Annotated in this window: 21 protein-coding genes and 1 pseudogene; 7 read left to right on the top strand and 15 right to left on the bottom strand. The window is 62.3% G+C overall.

All coding sequences use genetic code 11. The annotated features are described in order from the left end of the window. Nucleotides 1-148: 148 nt before the first annotated feature. From BLQ55_RS04540 to BLQ55_RS04530, 3 genes are all read right to left on the bottom strand, one after another. Nucleotides 149-385 (bottom strand): DUF2789 family protein, encoded by a 237-nt coding sequence (locus tag BLQ55_RS04540; RefSeq protein ID WP_092204852.1) that lies wholly within the window; start codon nt 383-385, stop codon nt 149-151. Nucleotides 386-473: 88 nt separating this feature from the next. Continuing rightward, a complete protein-coding gene (locus BLQ55_RS04535; RefSeq protein ID WP_092204853.1) occupies nt 474-704 on the bottom strand; it encodes a hypothetical protein in 231 nt (76 codons plus the stop codon). Between the two features lie 130 nt (nt 705-834). Continuing rightward, nucleotides 835-1,071 carry a hypothetical protein gene (locus tag BLQ55_RS04530; protein ID WP_092252615.1) on the bottom strand — a complete coding sequence of 79 codons (237 nt, stop codon included), beginning with the start codon at nt 1,069-1,071 and terminating at the stop codon, nt 835-837. A gap of 428 nt (nt 1,072-1,499) precedes the next feature. Here BLQ55_RS04530 and BLQ55_RS04525 point away from each other — a divergent pair, with 428 nt between their 5' ends. The 3 genes from BLQ55_RS04525 (at nt 1,500) to BLQ55_RS04515 (ending at nt 3,687) form a co-directional block, all read left to right on the top strand. After that, nucleotides 1,500-1,949, top strand: coding sequence for a hypothetical protein (locus BLQ55_RS04525; protein WP_060741745.1), 450 nt, complete (start codon nt 1,500-1,502; stop codon nt 1,947-1,949). A 152-nt stretch (nt 1,950-2,101) separates the two neighbouring features. Next, nucleotides 2,102-3,112, top strand: coding sequence for an ABC transporter substrate-binding protein (locus BLQ55_RS04520; protein WP_092204855.1), 1,011 nt, complete (start codon nt 2,102-2,104; stop codon nt 3,110-3,112). Nucleotides 3,113-3,249: 137 nt separating this feature from the next. After that, nucleotides 3,250-3,687: a DUF3995 domain-containing protein gene (locus BLQ55_RS04515; RefSeq protein ID WP_092204856.1), complete on the top strand. Its 438-nt coding sequence runs from the start codon at nt 3,250-3,252 to the stop codon at nt 3,685-3,687. A gap of 194 nt (nt 3,688-3,881) precedes the next feature. On the opposite strand, the gene BLQ55_RS04510 is transcribed toward BLQ55_RS04515, so the two are convergent. The 7 genes from BLQ55_RS04510 to BLQ55_RS04480 all read right to left on the bottom strand — a co-directional run bounded on the left by BLQ55_RS04510 (nt 3,882) and on the right by BLQ55_RS04480 (nt 11,233). Beyond that, complete coding sequence (locus BLQ55_RS04510) at nt 3,882-4,244, bottom strand: Na+/H+ antiporter subunit G (RefSeq protein ID WP_092252613.1); 363 nt, start codon at nt 4,242-4,244, stop codon at nt 3,882-3,884. Further along, nucleotides 4,241-4,519 carry a K+/H+ antiporter subunit F gene (locus BLQ55_RS04505; RefSeq protein ID WP_003202841.1) on the bottom strand — a complete coding sequence of 93 codons (279 nt, stop codon included), beginning with the start codon at nt 4,517-4,519 and terminating at the stop codon, nt 4,241-4,243. The genes BLQ55_RS04510 and BLQ55_RS04505 overlap by 4 nt, the downstream gene beginning before the upstream one ends. Further along, nucleotides 4,516-5,004, bottom strand: coding sequence for a Na+/H+ antiporter subunit E (locus tag BLQ55_RS04500; protein WP_092252611.1), 489 nt, complete (start codon nt 5,002-5,004; stop codon nt 4,516-4,518). Before BLQ55_RS04500 ends, BLQ55_RS04505 begins: the two co-directional genes overlap by 4 nt. Continuing rightward, nucleotides 5,001-6,686 carry a monovalent cation/H+ antiporter subunit D gene (locus BLQ55_RS04495; protein ID WP_092204858.1) on the bottom strand — a complete coding sequence of 562 codons (1,686 nt, stop codon included), beginning with the start codon at nt 6,684-6,686 and terminating at the stop codon, nt 5,001-5,003. Before BLQ55_RS04495 ends, BLQ55_RS04500 begins: the two co-directional genes overlap by 4 nt. Next, a complete protein-coding gene (locus BLQ55_RS04490; protein ID WP_003202835.1) occupies nt 6,683-7,027 on the bottom strand; it encodes a Na+/H+ antiporter subunit C in 345 nt (114 codons plus the stop codon). The genes BLQ55_RS04495 and BLQ55_RS04490 overlap by 4 nt, the downstream gene beginning before the upstream one ends. Further along, entirely contained in the window at nt 7,027-9,951 is a 2,925-nt protein-coding gene (locus BLQ55_RS04485; RefSeq protein WP_092204859.1) for a monovalent cation/H+ antiporter subunit A, read from the bottom strand. The genes BLQ55_RS04490 and BLQ55_RS04485 overlap by 1 nt, the downstream gene beginning before the upstream one ends. Before the next feature lie 277 nt (nt 9,952-10,228). Beyond that, nucleotides 10,229-11,233, bottom strand: a complete 1,005-nt coding sequence (locus tag BLQ55_RS04480) for a DMT family transporter (protein WP_175497009.1) — start codon at nt 11,231-11,233, stop codon at nt 10,229-10,231. On the opposite strand from BLQ55_RS04480, the gene BLQ55_RS04475 reads away from it, so the two are divergent. Together BLQ55_RS04475 and BLQ55_RS04470 are read left to right on the top strand one after the other, a co-directional pair. Beyond that, nucleotides 11,234-11,809 carry a helix-turn-helix domain-containing protein gene (locus BLQ55_RS04475; RefSeq protein WP_371128513.1) on the top strand — a complete coding sequence of 192 codons (576 nt, stop codon included), beginning with the start codon at nt 11,234-11,236 and terminating at the stop codon, nt 11,807-11,809. A 17-nt stretch (nt 11,810-11,826) separates the two neighbouring features. After that, nucleotides 11,827-13,266, top strand: coding sequence for an FAD/NAD(P)-binding protein (locus BLQ55_RS04470; protein WP_092252607.1), 1,440 nt, complete (start codon nt 11,827-11,829; stop codon nt 13,264-13,266). Between the two features lie 213 nt (nt 13,267-13,479). Here the strand turns inward: BLQ55_RS04470 and BLQ55_RS04465 are convergent, their stop codons facing one another. The 3 genes from BLQ55_RS04465 to BLQ55_RS04455 form a co-directional block, all read right to left on the bottom strand. Continuing rightward, nucleotides 13,480-14,595, bottom strand: a complete 1,116-nt coding sequence (locus tag BLQ55_RS04465; RefSeq protein WP_092252605.1) for a Gfo/Idh/MocA family protein — start codon at nt 14,593-14,595, stop codon at nt 13,480-13,482. Between the two features lie 230 nt (nt 14,596-14,825). After that, nucleotides 14,826-15,593: an SDR family oxidoreductase gene (locus BLQ55_RS04460; protein WP_003180553.1), complete on the bottom strand. Its 768-nt coding sequence runs from the start codon at nt 15,591-15,593 to the stop codon at nt 14,826-14,828. Between the two features lie 23 nt (nt 15,594-15,616). Next, on the bottom strand, nt 15,617-16,684 hold the full coding sequence (locus tag BLQ55_RS04455; protein WP_092252603.1) for a phosphotransferase family protein: 1,068 nt from the start codon (nt 16,682-16,684) through the stop codon (nt 15,617-15,619). A gap of 195 nt (nt 16,685-16,879) precedes the next feature. On the opposite strand from BLQ55_RS04455, the gene BLQ55_RS04450 reads away from it, so the two are divergent. After that, nucleotides 16,880-17,275, top strand: coding sequence for a DUF4280 domain-containing protein (locus BLQ55_RS04450; protein WP_092204865.1), 396 nt, complete (start codon nt 16,880-16,882; stop codon nt 17,273-17,275). 172 nt (nt 17,276-17,447) lie between these two features. Here BLQ55_RS04450 and BLQ55_RS32755 read toward each other — a convergent pair whose 3' ends face one another. Together BLQ55_RS32755 and BLQ55_RS32750 are read right to left on the bottom strand one after the other, a co-directional pair. Continuing rightward, on the bottom strand, nt 17,448-18,365 hold the full coding sequence (locus BLQ55_RS32755) for a methyl-accepting chemotaxis protein (RefSeq protein WP_371128519.1): 918 nt from the start codon (nt 18,363-18,365) through the stop codon (nt 17,448-17,450). Between the two features lie 3 nt (nt 18,366-18,368). After that, nucleotides 18,369-19,475 (bottom strand): annotated as a pseudogene (locus BLQ55_RS32750) (FIST signal transduction protein); the annotation flags it as partial. Between the two features lie 450 nt (nt 19,476-19,925). On the opposite strand from BLQ55_RS32750, the gene BLQ55_RS04440 reads away from it, so the two are divergent. After that, entirely contained in the window at nt 19,926-20,120 is a 195-nt protein-coding gene (locus BLQ55_RS04440; protein ID WP_092252599.1) for a hypothetical protein, read from the top strand. The last annotated feature ends 209 nt before the right edge of the window (nt 20,121-20,329 follow it).

Here is a 20,329-nt window from a genome sequence, read left to right as displayed (position 1 = left end):
ACAGCGCTTGAGGGCGACTGCTGCGCAGCCGAGCGGGGATAAATCCCCTCGCCACATGCATCCTTTGGTAGGCCACAAGAGCAGCCTTGCACTCAGTCAAAGGTCCTGGCTGCCATAGCAGTCTTGTCCGTGGCCAAAGGTCTGGCGGCTATTTACCGTCGTGCAGCCGCACATTCAGTTGATCCACCAGCACTGCCTCTTCGCCGTCGGCGAGCAGCCATTCTCGCAGCAGGTCTTTTTGCTGGTCCGACCAGAAGTCGGCTTCCACCAGCTTGATCTCCGGCGCCAATGGGTGTGCGACGATGAAATCGTCGATGGCTTTGCCGTCCGAGGGCAGGCCGAGTTGGTCGAACAGAGTGCTGAGTTCGTGGGAAGGTTGTTCCATGGAAGTCTCCTTTGGGTGGGGGCGCCGTCGTGGCGCCTCGGGGCTTACCTTTATCTGAGGCAAGCGGTCACCAGGAGTTCGATTGGAATCAGGCTTTCAACGCCCCTTCATCCACGGCGGCCTTCAACGCCCTGGCTGCTTCCCTGGCCGCCTCGGCCGCGAGCAGCGAAGTCTTGAACCAGCGATCCTTTTCCACCTGGTGGCAACTGACGGTGGTCAACGGTGGCTTGGCACGCATCACGATGACGGCCTGGAACTCGCCTTCGACTTCTCTGGCTTCGCCCCGGATAAAAAACTCGCCAATATCAAATTCCGTCACGTCGCGCCTTCTCCTCGAACCATTATGGGTGCGCGATCCGCCGATTTAAGACGGTCTTCGCTGGGCGGGCAGTATGGCAGCAGTTGCCCGTCGGCGGCTGAGTTAACGCATGGACGGGCACGAAAGCGTTTCAGGCGCTGTTTTCGAGGCGTCTGGCCAGGTAGCAGGCCTCGTTATGGTCGGTGCGGAATCCTCTTACACGTCCAGTCGATGTTTCTTCAATGTGAAAAAAACACTTGCCGGCCAAGACCACCCGATAACGCGGTTGAATCAACGAAATTGGCAGGCAATCGGCTCCGTCAGGGCTGTTGGCTGGTTCAACGATGCACGGGGCGGCGGGGAGGGCTTGGGTGGTGAAAGTGGCCATTGTGAATTCCTTTTCATGGTTTACCGACGAATTGCCGGGTACTTCGAGTAGTCTCCACGCCTTCGGCTACTCTAGAATCGGCAGCGTCGTGTGGACGGTTGCGCCTATCTAAAGCAATTTTTTTTGGGCTCGATGTCAGAAAAATGCTTTTTTAAGTGAGAAATTTCCCTAAAGTTAGTAGTCCCATCTTTTCCGATGCTCAGAGTGGTGTTTTCCTTCAGCCTCTGGCGACCCCCCGGGAAAGACGGCGAGAGCGGCAACCTTTAGTCTGCTCTCGGCCCGGGACAGGGGCGCGCCGTTCATTTCGAATTTCAGTGACAGGTCCATTACGACACTACAGTCGGTACGGGTTCTCGTGGTCCGTCCTTTGCGCAGGGCGGGTCTTTTTCAAAAATGGGGATGTTTCCTTGGCAGTAAGTAATCTCGACATGCATGCGTTGTTTGTACTTGGTGACCTGCGGGCAAAACTGGTCAAACAATTCCAATCACGTTTCGTCTACATCACCGAGCAGACCGCCGAAGGTATTTATGTCGCCGAAATCGACACCGAGTCGGCCCTGGTGGTCGATGACAAGCCCAGGCTCGAGCTCAAGGTCGGTGATCATTTTCGTGCAGCGGTATTGCCCAGCCGCGAAGGTGGCAAGTTTGAAATCCGCTTTCGCGAAATCAAGCTGACGGTCTATGGCCTGGGCGATTACGCCTTCGTTACGACCCCGGGTGGCCACGCCATCCTGTTCAAGGAAGGCCACAGCGTGGTGACCGTGTTTGCGGCCAACGAGCAGTTGCAGGAAGGCTTGACCAAGACCTTGAAGGCGGTGACCGCCAAGGCCGCCAAGTGGCGCAAGGGCGAGCTGGTGACTTTCAAGGCCAGTGAGTGACCGTTTTGGAGCCCGTGCGCCCAAACCACTGACAGTTTCGCAAGAACTCGCTGGAACCTCGGCTACAGTCAATTGACTGAACTATTCAGGGGCTTGCGTTCGGTTACGCAGGGCCGTTCAGCTATTGCTGTATCTGGCATGAGGTGCAAAGCATGAAACGAGTTCGACAGTGGCTGGCTGCCTGGGCCACCTTCGCTGTGTTGGTTTCACCCCTTCCGGTGTCGGCCGCCACAGCGCCGATCCACTTTGCCGACTTGAACTGGGAAAGTGGCAGCCTGATCACCGATATCCTGCGAGTCATCGTTGAAAAGGGCTATGGATTGCAGACCGATACATTGCCCGGCACCACCATTACCCTGGAAACCGCCCTGGCCAACAACGACATACAGGTGATCGGCGAAGAATGGGCCGGCCGCAGCCCCGTGTGGGTCAAGGCCGAGGCCGAGGGCAAGGTGGTCGCCTTGGGCGATACGGTCAAAGGCGCGACCGAAGGCTGGTGGGTGCCCGAGTACGTCATCAAGGGCGACCCGGCCAAGGGCATCAAGCCCCTGGCGCCGGACCTGCGCAGCGTCGAAGACCTGGCGCGCTACAAACACGTGTTCAAGGACCCGGAGAGCCCTGACAAGGGCCGCTTCCTCAACAGCCCCATCGGCTGGACCTCCGAGGTGGTCAACAAACAGAAGCTCAAGGCGTATGGCTTGTCGGACAGCTACGTGAATTTTCGCAGCGGCTCGGGGGCGGCGCTGGATGCGGAAATCAGCTCGACGATCCGCCGGGGCAAGCCGATCCTGTTTTACTATTGGTCGCCCACGCCGCTGCTCGGGCGTTTCAAGCTGGTGCAGCTGCAAGAGCCGCCGTTCGATGCCGAGGCCTGGAAGACCCTGACCGACGCCGATAACCCCAACCCGAAGCCGACCCGTTCACTGGCCTCGAAGCTGTCGATCGGTGTCTCGGCGCCGTTCCAGAAGCAGTACCCGGAGATTGCCGAGTTCTTCAGCAAGGTCGACTTGCCCATCGAGCCGTTGAACAAGACCCTGGCCGACATGAGCGAGAAGCGCACGCCACCCCGTGAAGCCGCCGAGGCGTTCCTCAAGGCCCATCCTGAGGTCTGGCAGGCCTGGTTGCCCAAGGAGGTCGCCGACAAGGTGTCCGCCAGCCTCTAGGCGCGCATGTGCCAGCGGGTTGAACGCTTGATCCTGGGCAATGAATCATTCACTGGAAACTGGCAACCTGCGCCCGTCCAGCGAAATGCCAAATTCGAGCTAGGATGATTGTTCAACCTTTTTCAGGAGGCTGGCGAATGACGCTTTTATTGGCTCGGTCGCTGGTCGCAGTGTTTGCGACCATCAGCTTGATTCATTTGTATTGGGCCCTGGGTGGGCGGTGGGCAGCCCTGGCGGTGGTGCCCCAGGTGCCGGTGAGGCAGGGGGAGGCGCTGCGACCGGCGTTCGACCCCTCGGGCTGGCTGACGTTGCTGGTCGCCCTGGCGCTATTGATGATTGCGCTGCTGGTGTGCCTGCGTGGCGGCCTGCTGGCCCAGCCGGTCACCCATCGGGCGTTGCAGTGGCTGATCAGTGCGATCGCCTTGCTGATGTTCGCCCGGGCCATTGGCGAGTCGAACCTGGTGGGCTTCTTCAAGGAGGTCAAGGGCTCGACGTTCGCCAGGCTCGACACCTGGGTCTATTCGCCGTTGTGCGTGGTGCTCGGGGCGGGGTTGCTGACGGTGGCGTGGGCTTGAACGGCAGTGCGGTGCAAATGGGTTTGAGTGATGCGGTGGTTTGTGGCGAGGGGATTTATCCCCGCTGGGCTGCGAAGCGGCCCCAAATTTTTGTATTTGAATCGAGAGTCTGGCGAGCGCTGCGCACTCGAGCGGGGATAAATCCCCTCGCCACAACTGTGTCCGGCTCAGGGGCTTAGCTTTACCTCACCGGGTTAGATACCGTCCTCTGTCCGTCTACTGCTCACTTCCGCCGGCACATCATCCCCGGCCATGCGCTTGCGGAACAACGCTGCCCGGGCCAGCAGCAGAGTGGTCACCGGCACGGTGATGGACAGCAGGATCGGGATCAGCCAGGCATGCAACACCGGCCCGGACTTGAGTGCCGAAAAATACACGATCGAGGCCAGCGCCACGCACCAGGCCCCCAACGTGGAGGCCAGGGCCGGCGGGTGCATGCGCTGGAAAAAATCCTTCAAGCGCACCAGGCCGATCGCCCCGGCCAGGGCGAAGAGGCTGCTGAGCACCAGCAGGATCGCCACCGGGATTTCAACCCACATCGACAGTTCGCCGTTCATTCGATCACCTCGCCACGCAGCAGGAACTTGGCCAGGGCGAACGAGCCGACAAAGCCGAACAGGGCGATCAGCAGCGCCGCCTCGAAATAGGTGTCACTGGCATAACGGATGCCCAGCACCAGCATCATCAGCATCGCCACGATATACAGGTAGTCCAGGGCCAGTACCCGATCCTGGGCCGAAGGGCCCTTGAACAACCGCCACAGGGTCAACACCATCGCCAGGGAGAACAGGAACAGGCTCAACAGGATCGCATTGGACAGCAACGGGCTCATTCGAAAATCTCCATCAACGGGCGCTCGTAGGTGGCCTTGAAATGCGCGATGAAGGACGCCTCGTCGGCTAGGTCGAACACGTGCATCAACAGGATGCTGCGATCCAGGGCCAGTTCCGACCAGACGGTCCCGGGAATCACCGTGGTGATCATCGACAGCGCAGCCAGGCCGTTGGCATCGCGTAGGTCCAGCGGCACCTTGATGAACTGCGAGCGGGGTGGCCGCCGGCCAGCGTTCAGCACTCCCCAGGCCACCGCCAGGTTGGACACCAGCACGTCGCGGCCTACCAGCAGGAACAACCGCAATACCACCCACGGCCGGCGGATGCGGATCGGTCGCGGGCGCAATGGGCGCATCATCAACGGAGCCAGGAACCCCAGGGCAGCGCCCAGCAACAGGTGGCCGGCGCTGAGGGACACGTTCAACAGCAGCCACAGCAAGCACAGCGCCAGGGACAACCAGGGGGCGGGAAACAGGCGCTTCATGGCTGCACCTCCCGCAACGCGGCGCGGGTTTCGGGGCTGGGCACGGCGCGGGTGGCAAGTACCGACATCACGTAATGTTCCGGATTGTTCAGCGCATCGGCAGCGGATTGGGTATAGCGCAGCAACGGCTCGGCCTTGAAGGTCAGGGCGATGCCCAGGCCCAGCAGCACGACGATCGGCAGGCATTCGAACGGCCGCAGCAACGGCGAGGGTCGCTCTTGCGGCGTCCAGAAGCGCTGGATGCCCAGGCGCGAGAAGGCGATCAACGAGGCCAGCCCCGACAGGATCAACAACGCCAACAAGCCCCACGCCTGGTTCGACACCGGCGCCCCGGCGCTGGCCTCGAGCCCCTGGGGATTGAGCAGGGCACTGAGCAGGCTCAACTTGCCGATGAAACCCGAGAGCGGCGGCATGCCGATGATCAACAGCGCGCAGAAGATAAAGCTCAAGCCAAGGAAGGCCATGGTCCAGGGAATCACCTGCCCGACCACGGCTTTTTGCTCGTCATCGAGGTTGATGCCCTTGGGCGGCTGCAAGGATTCCAGCGGTCGCGGCAAGGTATCGAAGTCGTCGTCCAGGGACAGTTCATTGGCCGAGCGCGAACGTTCGATCAGTTCGGCCAGCAAGAACAGCGCACACAGTGCCAGGGTCGAACTCACCAGATAGAACAGCGCCGCACCCACCAGGTTCGGTTGGGCGAAGCCGATGGCCGACAACAGGATCCCGGCCGAGACCAGGATGCTCAGGCTCGCCATGCGCTCCAGGCGCTGGGCGGCGAGAATGGCGATGGCGGCGCAGACGATGGTCGCCATGCCGCCGTAGACCAGCCAGTCGGCGCCGAAATACGCCGAGGCGCCGGCCTGGCCGGAGAACAGCAGCGTCCACAGGCGCAGGAGCGTGTAGACGCCGACCTTGGTCATGATCGCAAACAGCGCCGCCACCGGTGCGCTGGCGGCGCTATAGGCCGGCACCAGCCAGAAGTTCAGCGGCCACATGCCGGCCTTGGCCAGGAACGCTACCGCGAGAATCCCTGCCCCGGCGTGCAGCAAACCGCGGTCGGCCTCCGGCACCAGCGGGATTTTCAGGGCCAGGTCGGCCATGTTCAATGTGCCGGTGACGCCATAGATCAGCGCCGCGCCGATCAGGAACAACGATGAGGCCAGCAGATTGATGGAGATGTAATGCAGGCCCGACGACACTCGCGCCCGGCCCGAGCCGTGCAGCATCAGGCCGTAGGAAGCCGCCAGCAGCACTTCGAAGAACACGAACAGGTTGAACAGGTCCGCCGTCAGGAAGGCACCGTAGAGGCCCATCAACTGGATCTGGAACAGCGCATGGAAACTGGCACCGGCGCGGTCCCAGCGGGCCGTGGCGAAGAGCAGGGCGCTGACGCCGATGATGCCGGTCAGTACCAGCATCAGCGCCGACAGGCGATCGACCACCAGGACGATGCCGAACGGCGCCTGCCAATTGCCGGGCAGGTACACGCCAATGGAGGCGGGCAAGGCCTGGTCCTGGGTCCAGTAGAGCAACAGCACGGCGATGCCCAGGCCCAGCAGGCTGGAAAACAGGTTGATCCGGGCCTTGAGCGGGCGGTGCTTCTCGCCCAGCATCAGCATCACCGCGGCGGTCAGCAGCGGCAGCAGGATGGGTGCGGCGATCAGATGGGGCGTCACGATCATTCCTTGGGCTCCCGACCGTCCACATGGTCGGTACCGGTCAGGCCCCGGGACGCCAGCAGCACCACCAGGAACAGCGCGGTCATGGCGAAGCTGATCACGATGGCGGTCAGCACCAGGGCCTGGGGCAGCGGGTCGGTGTAGTGCAGCAGGTCCTGGGGCACGCCGTCCTTGATGATCGGTTCCTTGCCGATGAACAGGCTGCCCATGCTGAAGATGAACAGGTTGACGCCATAGGACAGCAGGCACAGGCCCATGACCACCTGGAAGGTCCGTGGCCGCAGCACCAGCCAGACGCCGGAGGCGGCCAGTACGCCGATTGCGATTGCGATGACTTCTTCCATCAGACGGTGGCTCCTTTGACGGGGGCGATGGGTTTGGCTTGCAGGCCCGGCTTATGGGCGCGCACCGACTGGTGAGCCAGGGCGGTGAGGATCAACAGGGTGGAACCGACCACCACGGCGTACACGCCAATGTCGAAGAACAGCGCGCTGGCCAGGTGAATGTCACCCAGCAACGGCAATTCGAAGTGCCAGGTGTGGGTGGTCAGGAACGGATAACCCACGGCCATCGCCCCCAGGCCGGTGGCCGTGGCGAACAACAGCCCGGTGCCCATCCAGCGCAGCGGTCGCAGGCTCATCTGCGCCTCGACCCACTGGGTGCCGGCGACCATGTATTGCAGGATGAACGCCACGGACATCACCAACCCGGCCACGAAGCCGCCACCGGGTTGGTTGTGGCCGCGCATGAACAGGTAGAACGACACCACCAGGGCAATGGGCAGCAGCAGGCGCACCAGCACCGATGGCACCATCATGAACCCCAAGGCGGTGTCGCTGGCATGGCGCGGGTTGACCAGGTCGGTGACCACGTCCGGTGCCAGCAGGCGCTGTTGCGCCGGCAGTTGCATGCTTTCCTTGGGCGGGCGGAAGCGTCGCAGCAGGGCGAACACCGCCAGGGCCACCGCCACCAGTACGGTGATTTCCCCCAGGGTGTCGAAGCCGCGGAAGTCCACCAGCATCACGTTCACCACATTGCTGCCGCCGCCTTCGGGCAGGGCGCGGCTCAAGTAGAACGATGAAATGTCGTTGGGCGTTTGCCGCGTCAGCATGGCGTAGGACAGCAACGCCATGCCGCCGCCCACCGCGATGGACAGCAGCAAGTCCCGCAGGCGCCGGATGCGCGCGCGCCGCTCGCTGTTGGGCAGTGGCGAGACGTCCTCGATCCGCCGTGGCAGCCAGCGCAGGCCCAGCAGGATCAGCACCGTGGTCACCACTTCCACCACCAGTTGCGTCAAGGCCAGGTCGGGGGCGGAGAACCAGACGAAGGTCACGCAGGTCATCAAGCCGCAAACGCTGACCATGGTCAGGGCCGCGAGCCGGTGATACTTGGCCTGCCAGGCCGCCCCCAAGGCACAGATGATTGCCAGCAGCCACAAGGTGACGAAAACGATGGAGCCGGGGATCTTCGGCCGGTCGCCCCAGACCAGCGTGCTGTGCAGCATCGGGATCAGCCCGGCGAGCACGGCGGCCAGGACCAGCCAGAACAACTGGGCCTGCAGGCGGCGGGTGCTGATCCGTCGCTCCAGGCGCCGGCCCTGGCGCATCATCAGCACCAGGCAGCGCTCGAACAGGCGCTTGCCGCTGAGTCGGCCAATGAACGGCGGGTGCTTGATGTGGCCTTGCCGGAACTGATTGCGCAGCAACAGGTACAGGACGATGCCGCCGGACATCGCCACCAGGCTCATGATCATCGGTGCGTTCAGGCCGTGCCAGATCGCCAGGCTGTACTCGGGCAGCGTGCCGCCCACCACGGGCAATGCGGCGGCGGCGAGCAAGGAGCCGACCACCTGGGCCGGAAAAATCCCCACCAACAGGCAGGTGAACACCAGCAACTCCACCGGTGCGCGCATCCAGCGTGGTGGTTCGTGGGGGGTATGAGGCAGGTCGGTGGCGGTGGGGCCGAAGAACACATCCACGGTGAAGCGCAGGGAGTAGGCGACGCTGAACGTCCCGGCGATGGTGGCGATGATCGGCAGGGCCAGCTCGACCCAGGCGGTGGCGGAAATGAACACCGTCTCGGCGAAGAACATCTCCTTGGACAGGAAACCATTGAGCAGCGGCACCCCGGCCATCGCTGCGCTGGCGACCATGGCCAGGGTGGCGGTGAACGGAATCAGCCGCACCAGGCCGCTGAGCTTGCGAATGTCCCGGGTGCCGCTTTCGTGGTCGATGATCCCGGCGGCCATGAACAAGGAGGCCTTGAAGGTGGCATGGTTGAGGATATGGAACACCGCCGCCACGGCCGCCAGTGGACTGTTCAGGCCCAGCAGCAGGGTGATCAGCCCGAGGTGGCTGATGGTGGAGTAGGCCAGCAAACCCTTGAGGTCGTTCTGAAACATGGCGCAGTAGGCGCCCAGCAGCAAGGTACAGGCCCCCGCGCCGCTGACGATATAGAACCATTCTTCACTGCCCGACAGCGACGGCCATAACCGCGCCAGCAGGAACACCCCTGCCTTGACCATGGTCGCCGAGTGCAGGTACGCCGAAACCGGCGTGGGGGCGGCCATGGCGTGGGGAAGCCAGAAGTGGAAAGGGAATTGCGCGCTTTTGCTCAGGGCGCCGATCAGGATCAGCGGCAACAGGATGGGGTAGAGGGCATGGGCACGGATCAGGTCGCCGGCGGCCAGGACCTTGTCCAGCTCATAGCTGCCCACGACATGGCCGAGCAGCATCACCCCCGCCAACAGGCAAAGCCCGCCGGCACCGGTTACCATCAATGCCATATAGGCACCGCGCCGCGCGTCGGAGCGGTGGTGCCAGTAGCCGATCAACAGGAAGGAGAACAGGCTGGTCAGTTCCCAGAAGAACACCATCTGGATCAGGTTGCCGGAGATCACCAGCCCGAGCATGGCCCCCATGAACGCCAGGAAAAAGGCGAAGAAGCGCGGCACCGGATCGTCCGGCGACATGTAATAGCGAGCGTACAGCGACACCAGCGTACCGATGCCCAGCACCAGCAACGAAAACAGCCAGGCGAACCCGTCCAGGCGCAGCACGAAATCCAGGCCCAGGCTGGGCAACCAGGCATAGTGCTCGCGGATCACGCCGCCGTCGGCGATCTGCGGGTACAGCAAGGCCACCTGAACGGTGCCGGCCAGGGCCACGAGGCCGGCCAGCAGTGATTCGGCGTTACGGGCGTTATGCGGCAGCAGCGCCGCGACACAGCTGCCGATGAAGGGCAAAAGCAATAGAACTATCAGTGACATAGGCTTCTATTCGGCGGGAGGTTGTGAGGGATCATACGTGGCGTATTCCCGATCACCAACCGTGAGGGTGTCGCAGAATCCTACAAGGTAGATTGAGTTTTCTGACTTTGCGCGCTAAACATCATCCGCGGCGAGGGAGCGTGCTCCCGCCGGGCTTGTGTAGGAGCTGCCGAAGGCTGCGATCTTTTGATCTTTCGCTTGGGATTCAAGTGTCTGGGGAAAGATCGCAGCCTCGTTGCACTCGTCAGCTCCTACACAGGCTCAAACGCCCCCGGCCTCACTGTTCGTGCTCAAGCACCTCACCCACCTCGACGACATCTTTTCTGCGGGTCTTCAGTTCACTGACAATTACCGCCGCCACGATCAGCGCCGCGCCGAACAACGCGATCGCTGGCAGCCGCTCGCCGGCCAGGCGCCCGGCGATGCCGGCCCACACCGGTTCGCCGGCATAGATCAGCGTGGCGCGGGTCGGCGAGACGCTTTTCTGCGCCCAGTTCATCGCCACCTGGATCGCGGCGCTGGCGGCCCCCAGGCCCACGGCACTGACCAGCAGCAACAGGGAAAAATCCGGGATCGCTTCCTGGGTCGGCACCACCATCAGGAACGCCAGCACCGCCGTGCTCGCCAGTTGCACCACGGTCACCCGGCGCACGTCGACCTGGCCGGCATAGGCGCTGATCAGGATGATCTCAGCGGCAATCGCGATGGCGCTGATCAACGTGGCGATTTCACCGGGGCTGAAATTCAATGAAGCGCCCGCCGGCCCCGACACCAGCATCAAGCCGGTGAACGCCAGCATGATGCCGATGCTGGGCATCAGCCCAGGGCGACGGCCCAGCACCAGCCATTGCAGCAACGGTACGAACGGCACGTAAAGCGCGGTGATGAACGCCGACTGGCTGCTGGGGATGGTTTGCAGGCCGACGGTCTGCAAACCGTAGCCGAGCATGATCGCCACACCGATGAAACACCCGGCCTTGAGTTCGAACAGCGTCAGGTCGCGCAGGTGCCGCCAGGAAAACAGTGCGACGAACGCGGCGGCGGCCGCGAAGCGCAGGCCGACGAAAAACATCGGTCCGCTGACCGTCATGGCGTGCTGTACCAGCAAGAACGTCCCACCCCAGATCATGGTGATCAGCACCAGCACGCATTCGGCCTTGCTGAACCGGGAGAACCGGGAGGAAGCTTGAGGAGAATTCACCGATGCCATGACCTTGCGCGCCACTTGAGGCGGACGCACAATGCGTCCGAAGTTGGGCAGTATAATGCGCAGCCCTAGCATGTGAGCAATATAGTGCACAGAAATATTGGCCAGCGGGCGTCCGTCCTGCAACACGTCAGCCAGAACATCCGCCGCCTGCGCCATGCCGCGCAGCTCAGCCAGACCGCGCTGGCGGAATTGTCCGGGGTCAGCCGGCGCATGCTGGTGGCCATCGAGGCGGGGGAAAAGAACGTCAGCCTGACCACCCTCGACCGTGTCGCCGAAGCCCTCGACGTGGCCTTCAGCGATCTGATCCAGGCCCCCGAGGCGCGTGACCCGAGCCGCATCAACGAACTGGCCTGGGCCGGCACCATCCCCGGCAGCAAGGCCGTATTGCTGGCCAAGGCCACCGCCAGCCGTGAAGTCGAGCTTTGGGAATGGCGCCTGGAGCCCGGCGAGCATTACCCCTCAGAGCCTGACGCCGACGGCTGGAGCGAGCAGCTCTATGTCTTCGAGGGTTGCCTGACCCTGCTGTTGGGCAGCGAGGAGCGCCGCATTGGCGCCGGTGAGTTTTTCATGTTCGCCAGCAACCAGCCCCATGCCTATCGCAACGATGGCCCGGTGGCGGCGAGATTCGTACGCAACGTGGTGATTTGATTCCTGGGGAGAGCGGTATGGACACAGCGCTGGAACGACAGGGGAGTGGCCTCATCCGCGAAGCCGACATCCTGATTATCGGTGGCGGCCTGAGCGGTGCCATGCTGGCCGCGCAATTGCTGCGCCTGCCGGGCCGGCGCGAGGTGCTGATCGTCGAGCCGCGCAGCGAGCTGGGCCGGGGCGAGGCCTACAGTGCCGTGGAACTGGGGCACACCTTGAACGGCAATGCGGCGCGCATGAGCGTCGATCCGGACAACGCCGACGACCTGACCCAATGGCTCACCGCATTCATCGAGGCTGGCGGCTGGCCCGAGTCGGATCAGCAGCACGTGCCGATCAGCGAGTTGTTCCCGCCCCGGGGAATCTTTGGCCTGTATGTGCAGCAACGCCTGGCCGAGGCCCGTGAGTTGGGCGCACGAAACGGTTCGACCGCCGAGCATGTGCGCGGGGAGGCTGTGGACCTGCGGCTTGCCGACGATGCCGTGATGGTTACGCTCGCCGACGGCCAAGTCTTGCGAGGCGGTTTCGCGGTGCTGGCCACCGGCATGTTCCCGGCGGCGCGCACCCCGCAAACCGAATCCAGCGGCTTGAATGCCGCAGCCCTGGATCCCTGGGATGTGGCTGCGATGCGCCAGCTCGACCCGCAGTCCACGGTGTTGATCATCGGCTCGGGCCTGACCATGGTCGATGCCGTGGTGTCCCTGGAACAGGCCGGGCACCGTGGCCCCATCGAAGTGTTTTCCCGCCATGGGCTGTTGCCACACGTGCGCCGCCAGCCGCCGGCCTGGGTGGATTTCCTCGCCGAAGATCACGGCCTGCGTTCGCCACGCCAGTTGATGCGCGCCCTGCGTGAGCAATGCCGCCAGGCCCAAGCTCAAGGCATCGATTGGCAAGCGCCGCTGGACACCGTGCGTGCGCATATCGGGCGCTTGTGGAACCAGGCCAGTGACCTGCAGCGCCGACAGTTCGTGCGGCATGTGCGGCCGTGGTGGGAGAGTCATCACCATCGTTCGCCACCGTTGAGTGCGGAGTTGGTGGCGCGTTTGCATGGGGAAGGGCGGTTGCGGATCCAGGCGGCGTCGTTCAAGGGGTTGGCGTCGTCTCCCGAGGGCACAGTGGGTGTTCGCATCCGTCGCCGGGGCGAGGCAGGACTGGAAGTGGTGCAGGGCGCCGCGCTGATCAACTCCAGTGGCATTGAATATGACTGGCGCCGCGTTGCACGGCCGTTGCCGCAACAACTGCTGGCCCGGGGGCTGATCCAGCCGGGGCCGCTGGCCTTGGGCATCGCCGCCCGCGCCGATGGTGCGGTGCTGGATGCTCGAGGCGAACCCGCCGAGCGCCTGTTCGCCATGGGCCCGCCACTGCGGGGGATGTGGTGGGAAAGCACCGCCGTGACCGACGTGGCGAGCCAGGCCAAGGCGTTGGCGGGGCGGTTGGTTCAATTGCAAACCCAGTGAACGCGCTCCCCCGTGGCGAGGGAGCTTGCTCCCGCTGGGTTGCGGTAGGAGCTGCCGAAGGCTGCGATCTTTTGATCTTTTGATCTTTTGCTTGAGATTCAAGTGTCTTGGGAAAGATCGCAGCCTCGTTTCACTCGGCAGCTCCTACACAGCTCCTAGACAGCCAGCGGGGGCAAGCTCCCTCGCCACAAAGGTGTTCGCTGAAGTGAGCGGTTATAACTCGCTGACCTTGACCCAACGCTCCTCCCGCGCCGCGATGCGTATCGCTGCCGCCAGCCGTTCCACTTCCCAGGCCTCGTCGAAGTCCGTGCCGCTGCCGCCTTCGCCAGCGAGGGCCATGATCAGTTCCTGCACCTCCAGTGTCTTCAATTCGTTGTAGCCCAACTGGTGTCCGGCGGCGGGGCTGAATGCGGCATAGCCGGGCAGGTCCGGACCGGCCAGCAGGCGTTGGAAACCTGGCTGGCCGGCGCGACACAGGCGCAGTTCATTGAGCCGTTCCTGATCGAAGGCCAATGTGCCGAGGGTGCCGCTGATCTCGAAACTCAGATGGTTCTTGTAGCCATGCTTGAGCCAACTGCTGCTCACCGTGCCTCGGGCGCCATTGGCGAAACGCAGCAGCCCGTGGATGTGGTCGTCCACCGCGATGGCCCGTTGTTCGGCATTGCCGGCGCTGGCAGGGCGTTGGTGATGCACGGTCTGGCTGTCGGCGCACACGGCCTCGACATCGCCCAACAAGTGCCGGGCCATGGCCAGCAAGTGGCTGCCCAGGTCGGCCAGTGCGCCACCGGCGTGGGTCGCTTCGCAACGCCATGACCACGGCGAAGCGGGATCGGCCATGAAGTCTTCGCTGAACTCACCCTGGAAGCTGATGATCTGTCCCAGTTCGCCGCGCTGGATCATGTCCCGCGCCAGTTGGATGATCGGGTTGTGCTGGTAGTTGTAGCCGACCCGCGTCACCACCCCCGCGGCCTTGGCCGCCTGGCGCATCTGCTCGGCCTGCTCCAGGGACACCGCCAGGGGCTTTTCACAATAGACCGGCTTGCCCGCCGCCAACGCCGCCATGGCCATCGGGAAGTGCAGGTGGTTGGGTGTGGTGATGGCGATCAGGTTGACCTTGGGGTCGTCGATCAGCTGTTGCCAGTCACTGTGGGCCGTCTCGAACCCCCAACTCTGGGCGCACTGCCGGGCACGCTGTGGATCGGCGTCGGCCAGGGCCGCGAGTGTCAGGTTCAGGGGGAGGTCGAACACCGCCCTGGCATTGTGGAACGCCAAGGCATGGGCACGGCCCATGAAGCCGGTGCCAATCAGACCGATGCCGAGTTCACGCATGAGAAAGAGCCCTTTGAATTGTTATTTTCAGAGGGCTCTTTATGGAATAAATATTCTCAAATTGCAAATGTTGGAATAAATATTCATTTTACGATCGCAGAGGATCCCTTGTGGGAGCGAGCTTGCTCGCGATGACGGAGTGTCAGCCAAGATCTTTTTCACTGACACTCCGCCATCGCGAGCAAGCTCGCTCCCACAGGGTTCTCACAAGTCTGCCATGGCGTTCGCTATCAGGACAGGAACCCACCATCCACATTCAACGCCACGCCCGTGGTGTAGCTCGATGCATCGCTGGCCAGGTACAGCACCGCGCCGGCCATTTCGCTCGGGTCGGCCACGCGCTTGAGAGGGATCTGCGCCAGTGCGGTTTTCAAGATGGCGTCGTTCTTGACCAGCGCCGAGGCGAACTTGGTGTCGGTCAGGCCCGGCAGCAGGGCGTTGCAGCGGATGCCGAACTGCGCGCATTCCTTGGCGAAGACCTTGGTCATGTTGATCACCGCGGCCTTGGTCACCGAATAGATGCCCTGGAAGATCCCCGGCGAGATGCCGTTGATCGACGCCACGTTGATGATGCTGCCGCCGCCGTTCTCGCGCATCAGCTTGCCGGCTTCCACCGACATGAAGAAATAGCCGCGGATGTTCACGTCCACGGTTTTCTGGAACGCACCCAGGTCGGTGTCCAGGACATTGCAGAACTGCGGGTTGGTGGCGGCGTTGTTCACCAGGATGTCCAGGCGCCCGAACTGTTCGCGGATACCGGCGAACACCTGGCTGATCTGCTCCATTTCCCCGATGTGGCAGGCGATGGCGGTGGCCTTGCCGCCGGCGGCGATGATCGCATCGGCCACGTGCTGGCAACCGTCGAGCTTGCGGCTGGACACGATCACATGGGCGCCTTGCTGGGCCAGCAGTTTGGCGATGGCTTCGCCGATGCCGCGGCTGGCGCCGGAAACGAAGGCGATTTTACCGTCGAGGTCGAACAACTGGGTCTTGGACATGCTGTTTCCTTGTGATGGGGCGCTCAGAGCGTGGATTTACCGATGACCTGCAGGCTCATCTGCTCCAGCAGTTTGTTCATCTGAACGAACTGCGCGAAGCGTTTGTCCTGGGTCTGGCCGTGGAAGAAGCGGTAGTAGATCTGCTGGACGATCCCGGCCAGGCGGAACAGGCCGTAGGTGTAGTAGAAGTCGAAGTTGTCGATGCGGATCCCGGCGCGCTCGGCGTAGTAATCGACGAATTCGCGGCGGGTCAGCATGCCGGGGGCGTGGCTCGGCTGGCGGCGCATCAGTTGTACCGGCGCCGGGTCGTCCGCCTCGATCCAGTAGGCGAGGCTGTTGCCCAGGTCCATCAACGGGTCGCCCAGGGTGGTCAATTCCCAGTCCAGCACGCCGATGATCTGCATCGGGTTCTCCGGGTCGAGGATCACGTTGTCGAAGCGATAGTCGTTGTGGACGATGCTCGAGGTGGGGTGGTCGGCGGGCATCTTGTCGTTGAGCCAGGCCTTGACCGTCTCCCATTTCGGCGCATCGGGGGTCAGGGCTTTTTCGTAGCGGTCGCTCCAGCCACGGATCTGCCGGGCCACGTAGCCTTCGGGCTTGCCCAGGTCGGCCAGGCCGCAAGCGGTGTAGTCGACGCGGTGCAGTTCGACGAGCCGGTCGATGAAGCTCTTGCACAGCGCTTCGGTGCGGGCGGCGTCGAAACCCAGCTCCGGCGGCAGGTCGGAGCGCAGGATGATGCCCTTGACCCGTTCCATCACGTAGAACTCGGCGCCCATCACCGACTCGTCAGTGCAGTGCACATAGGCTTTGGGGCAGTACGGGAACGCTTCGCGCAATTGGTTGAGGATGCGGAACTCACGGCCCATGTCGTGGGCGGACTTGGCCTTGTGGCCGAACGGCGGCCGACGCAGGACGAATTCCTGTTCGGGGTATTCCAGCAGGTAGGTCAGGTTCGATGCGCCACCGGGAAACTGGCTGATCCGTGGCAGGCCGGTGAGGCCGGGAATGTGGGCCTTGAGGTACGGGTCGATCAGGTTGGCATCGAGTTCTTCACCGTCGCGCACGCGGGTGGACTGATCAGTAAACGCCATGCTTATCCCTTCTGCTTATTTTGGAGGCCATCGATCATTGGCTAATCTAATGGCGCGTGGGAGGCGTCACAAGCACGCCAGGGTCTTATAGGTTAGCGTGTTGCTGGATAATCAGCGGGCTTGATGCATGGCGGCGTGCGCGTCGGAAGCGGGCGAGCTATGGTTCGGGGAGTCGCTGTCAAAGGAGCCACCGCGATGGGATGCCCGCAAGTCTGTAGCACCGCGACCCTGCAATGCAGCTTCGGCGCCGCCCCGGCGGTGCTCAATGTGCTGCCGGTCAATCGCCTGCTGACCGGCGGGATGCCGGCGGCGAACATCATGGATCACATCCCGCTGGTAAACATCACCACCTTCGGCATGTGCATGAGCCTGGCGAACCCCACCGTGGCCGCCGCCACCGCGGCGGCCCTGGGCGTGCTGACCCCCATGCCCTGCATCCCGGCCACTGCGGCCCCATGGATCCCTGGCGGCGCCCCGACCCTGTTGCTGGGCAACATGCCGGCCATCGATGCCAACAGCACCTTGATGTGCTCCTGGGCCGGGGTGATCAAGATCGTCGTGCCGGGGCAGGTGCAGATGTTGATTCCCTGACGGTGACGCCTGTGAACAACCACAAACTCCCTGTGGGAGCGAGCTTGCTCGCGATAGCGGTAGATCAGTTTGCGGTGATTGACTGTGCCGACGTCATCGCGAGCAAGCTCGCTCCCACAAGGGGACGTGTGCTGATCGCTCAATTTCGATCCATCATCGGGGCGACTCGGCCTCAAGCATTGGCGTGGGTCAGCCCGGTCAAGGTGTCGGCGATGGCCTTCGTGCGTTGTGCCGTGCCTTCGGTGGTACGGCTGGAGTCTTCCAGGGCATCGAGCATCTCCCGCAGGGCGCTTACGGCAACGGATTGGTCTTCGATCTGTTGGGCGACGCCTTGGATCTCCGTCGAGAGCAGATCGATGTCCACGCCGATTTCCGCGGCATTCTGACGGGTGATTTCCGCAAGCTTGCGGACCTCATCGGCCACCACCGCAAAGCCTCTGCCCATCTCACCGGCCCGCGCTGCTTCGATGGCAGCGTTGAGGGCCAACAGGTTGGTCTGACCGGCGATTTGCTGGATGACCTGTACGATCGACTGGATACGCAAGCTCGAGCTGGCGAGCGCACGGGCACCGACCACCGCTTCACCCGCTTGCGTGGCAAGCTGCTCGACGGTGGTGCCGGCCTGCTCGGCCACGCTGTTTTGCCGGTCGATCGTGCCCGTCAGGTCATCCATCGACAGGTGCAGTTCGCCGGAGTAATGCTTGATTTGCGTCGCCATCAGCGCTTGTTGCTGGCTGGCCTGCGCCAATACCTGGCCCAGGTCCGTCAGGCCGTCGAACACCGGCAAGATCGTCTGGTCCAGGCCGCGAGTGTCCAAGGCGCTGCTGAAGTCATTCATCTTGAACGCCATGATCTGCTTGACCACGACATGGTTCAGGCCCGCCAGCTTCTTGATCTGGCGGCGCAGGAAAAAGGCTTTGAACTCGCCATGGTGGGCGATGAAGTGATCGACGTACTCATCAACAAAAACGGCGCCCTTGGTGACCCTGAAGAAGAAAATCGCCGTGAGTGTCTGGTTAAGGTTCAAACCGAGGATTTCACCAAACGTCGAGAAGCCGGCCAGAGGCACATCCCCGAAAATACCGGTCATGCTGCCCAGGTCGCTGCTGTTGTTGAGCCGGCGCAGGATGCAATCGTTGAGAATGGCGGCCACCGGCTGGCCACCTTTACCCTTGAGGAATTTCTCGTAGTCGAGCCGGGTCGCCTCGCGCAGGGGCGTGCGCTTGACCATCACCAGCTCTTCGCCGGGCGCCACGTCGCAGAACAACTGGATGATCTGCTGCTGATGGTCGATGCGGGCAATGGAACGGACGAACAGCTCATCACCCACGCGGATAGCGAACGAATAATCGGCCAGCTTCTTTTCCAGCGCCTGGGCACTGCACTCGAAGGCCTCGCACAGCGCCTGGACCATGCTCTTGATGTTTCCACGGCTGTCGATGACCTGATCGATGGTGCGGTCTTCGACCGACGCGGTCAGCACGCTGAACGTCAGCCCGGCAGGTTGGAAATTCTGGCTCTTGAACACCCCGAAGCGCACATCCGCCGCGGTTTTCAGAAAGACGATCTGCGCATGGTTCTGGTAACTGCGCTGCCCGTCACTGATCAGAGTCTTCTTGAAATCCGCCTTGCCACCGGCTGAGCCACCAACGAACAGGCAGGGGAAACGGCCTGATTCATAGAGCGCCTCCATAAAGAACGACTCGGAAGCCGAAAGACCATCGAACACCACGTACGCCAAGGTATCGCGATGGTCAATGGGCGTGCTCACCTGCGCCTGCTTGATGTTACTCACCAACCGAGCGATTCGCTCACGCATGGCCAGGCGCTTGCCGCCACCGCGAATGTCCTCGCACTCCAGCGGCACCATCACCACCTCGGCCGATGCAATCACACTGGCGTCGAACAGCTGCAGCACCACCCGGTCCCAGGTCTCGCCGGTCTGGCAGTACAGCGCGTTCGCAGCGTTGCACAGTTCACCCGACGTCGTGCACAGGCTGATGGCGCTTTGGGGAAAACGCTGCTTGACCTTGGCGGCGACCCGGTCGATGTCCAGGTGAGGGGAGACAAACCCGGCGATCAATACCGGTGTGATGCGTACGTTGGCCAGCGCCTGGTCCAGTTCGCTCAACGTGCAGGCCACGCTGACCGCCCCTTGTGTGCGGGCTCGGGCTATGTTGAAGAGATTCGATAGGTTCATGGCAGGACTCGGTTGAGCGCGACGTGACGCGTACGAGGTATGGGGGCTTCTGTAGCGGTCACGGCAGGGGCGGTATGGGCGTGAGCTTGTGCTAATTGCGGGGGCGGTCCATAGGGGCTTTTGGTTGGGGTTTGCTCCGTCTGTTGGATAGCGACTTTCGTATAGGGAGCTCGATGAAAAAACATGCCCTGACCCTTGGATGAAAAAAAGACACCGGCTATGCTCTGATGATGGCCTCTTGCTACTCACCTTGCCCGCCACAAGCAGTTTTTGGCGAGAGACGGAAACTTACTCGTCATCGTCCTTGAGGAGACGAGGAGAAAAACGGGGGCAGATTTGAGTTCACTTGTAATCGGCCTGTCTCATAATCGTGATCTGTCCAGGTTTTCTCGTTGTTGAGCAATAGATCGAATTTTTTAGCGAATGGCTGAGGTTGTTGTGTAATGAATAATGAAAAAATACTACCTGAGCCTCGAGATCGAAGAGGCGACGCGCAATCCAAACGGTTGGGTATATAGAATGTATGGTCACTTTGGGGTGAACGATGCAGTGCCATCTGAAGCTATTGTGGGCGCTTGGAAAGTTAATGAGGAAGGACTCATTGTTGGGGACTTTATTTCGAATCCGAAATTCATCCCGAAATGACAGAGTAGTGAGTTAGGGTGCTGAGTATCTCTATAGTGGAACCCAAATAGCTCTATCGTTATTGTGTTTTTTATAGAAAGCGTGGTGTGCCCCCGTTTTTGTGATAAGGCTGATTAATGACTCGACGGCTGGGAAGCCGTCGATATTGATGATCAGGCTGTATGGCAGTTGCGCAGAGATAGAGGGCTTTAACTATGGAGTCCGTAGGG

Origin of the sequence: Pseudomonas sp. NFACC13-1, assembly GCF_900104425.1 — a bacterium.
Classification (GTDB): Bacteria; Pseudomonadota; Gammaproteobacteria; order Pseudomonadales; family Pseudomonadaceae; genus Aquipseudomonas; species Aquipseudomonas fluorescens_AA.
Note: the sequence above shows the minus strand (reverse complement) of the source record. Positions and strands in the feature narration are given on the sequence as shown.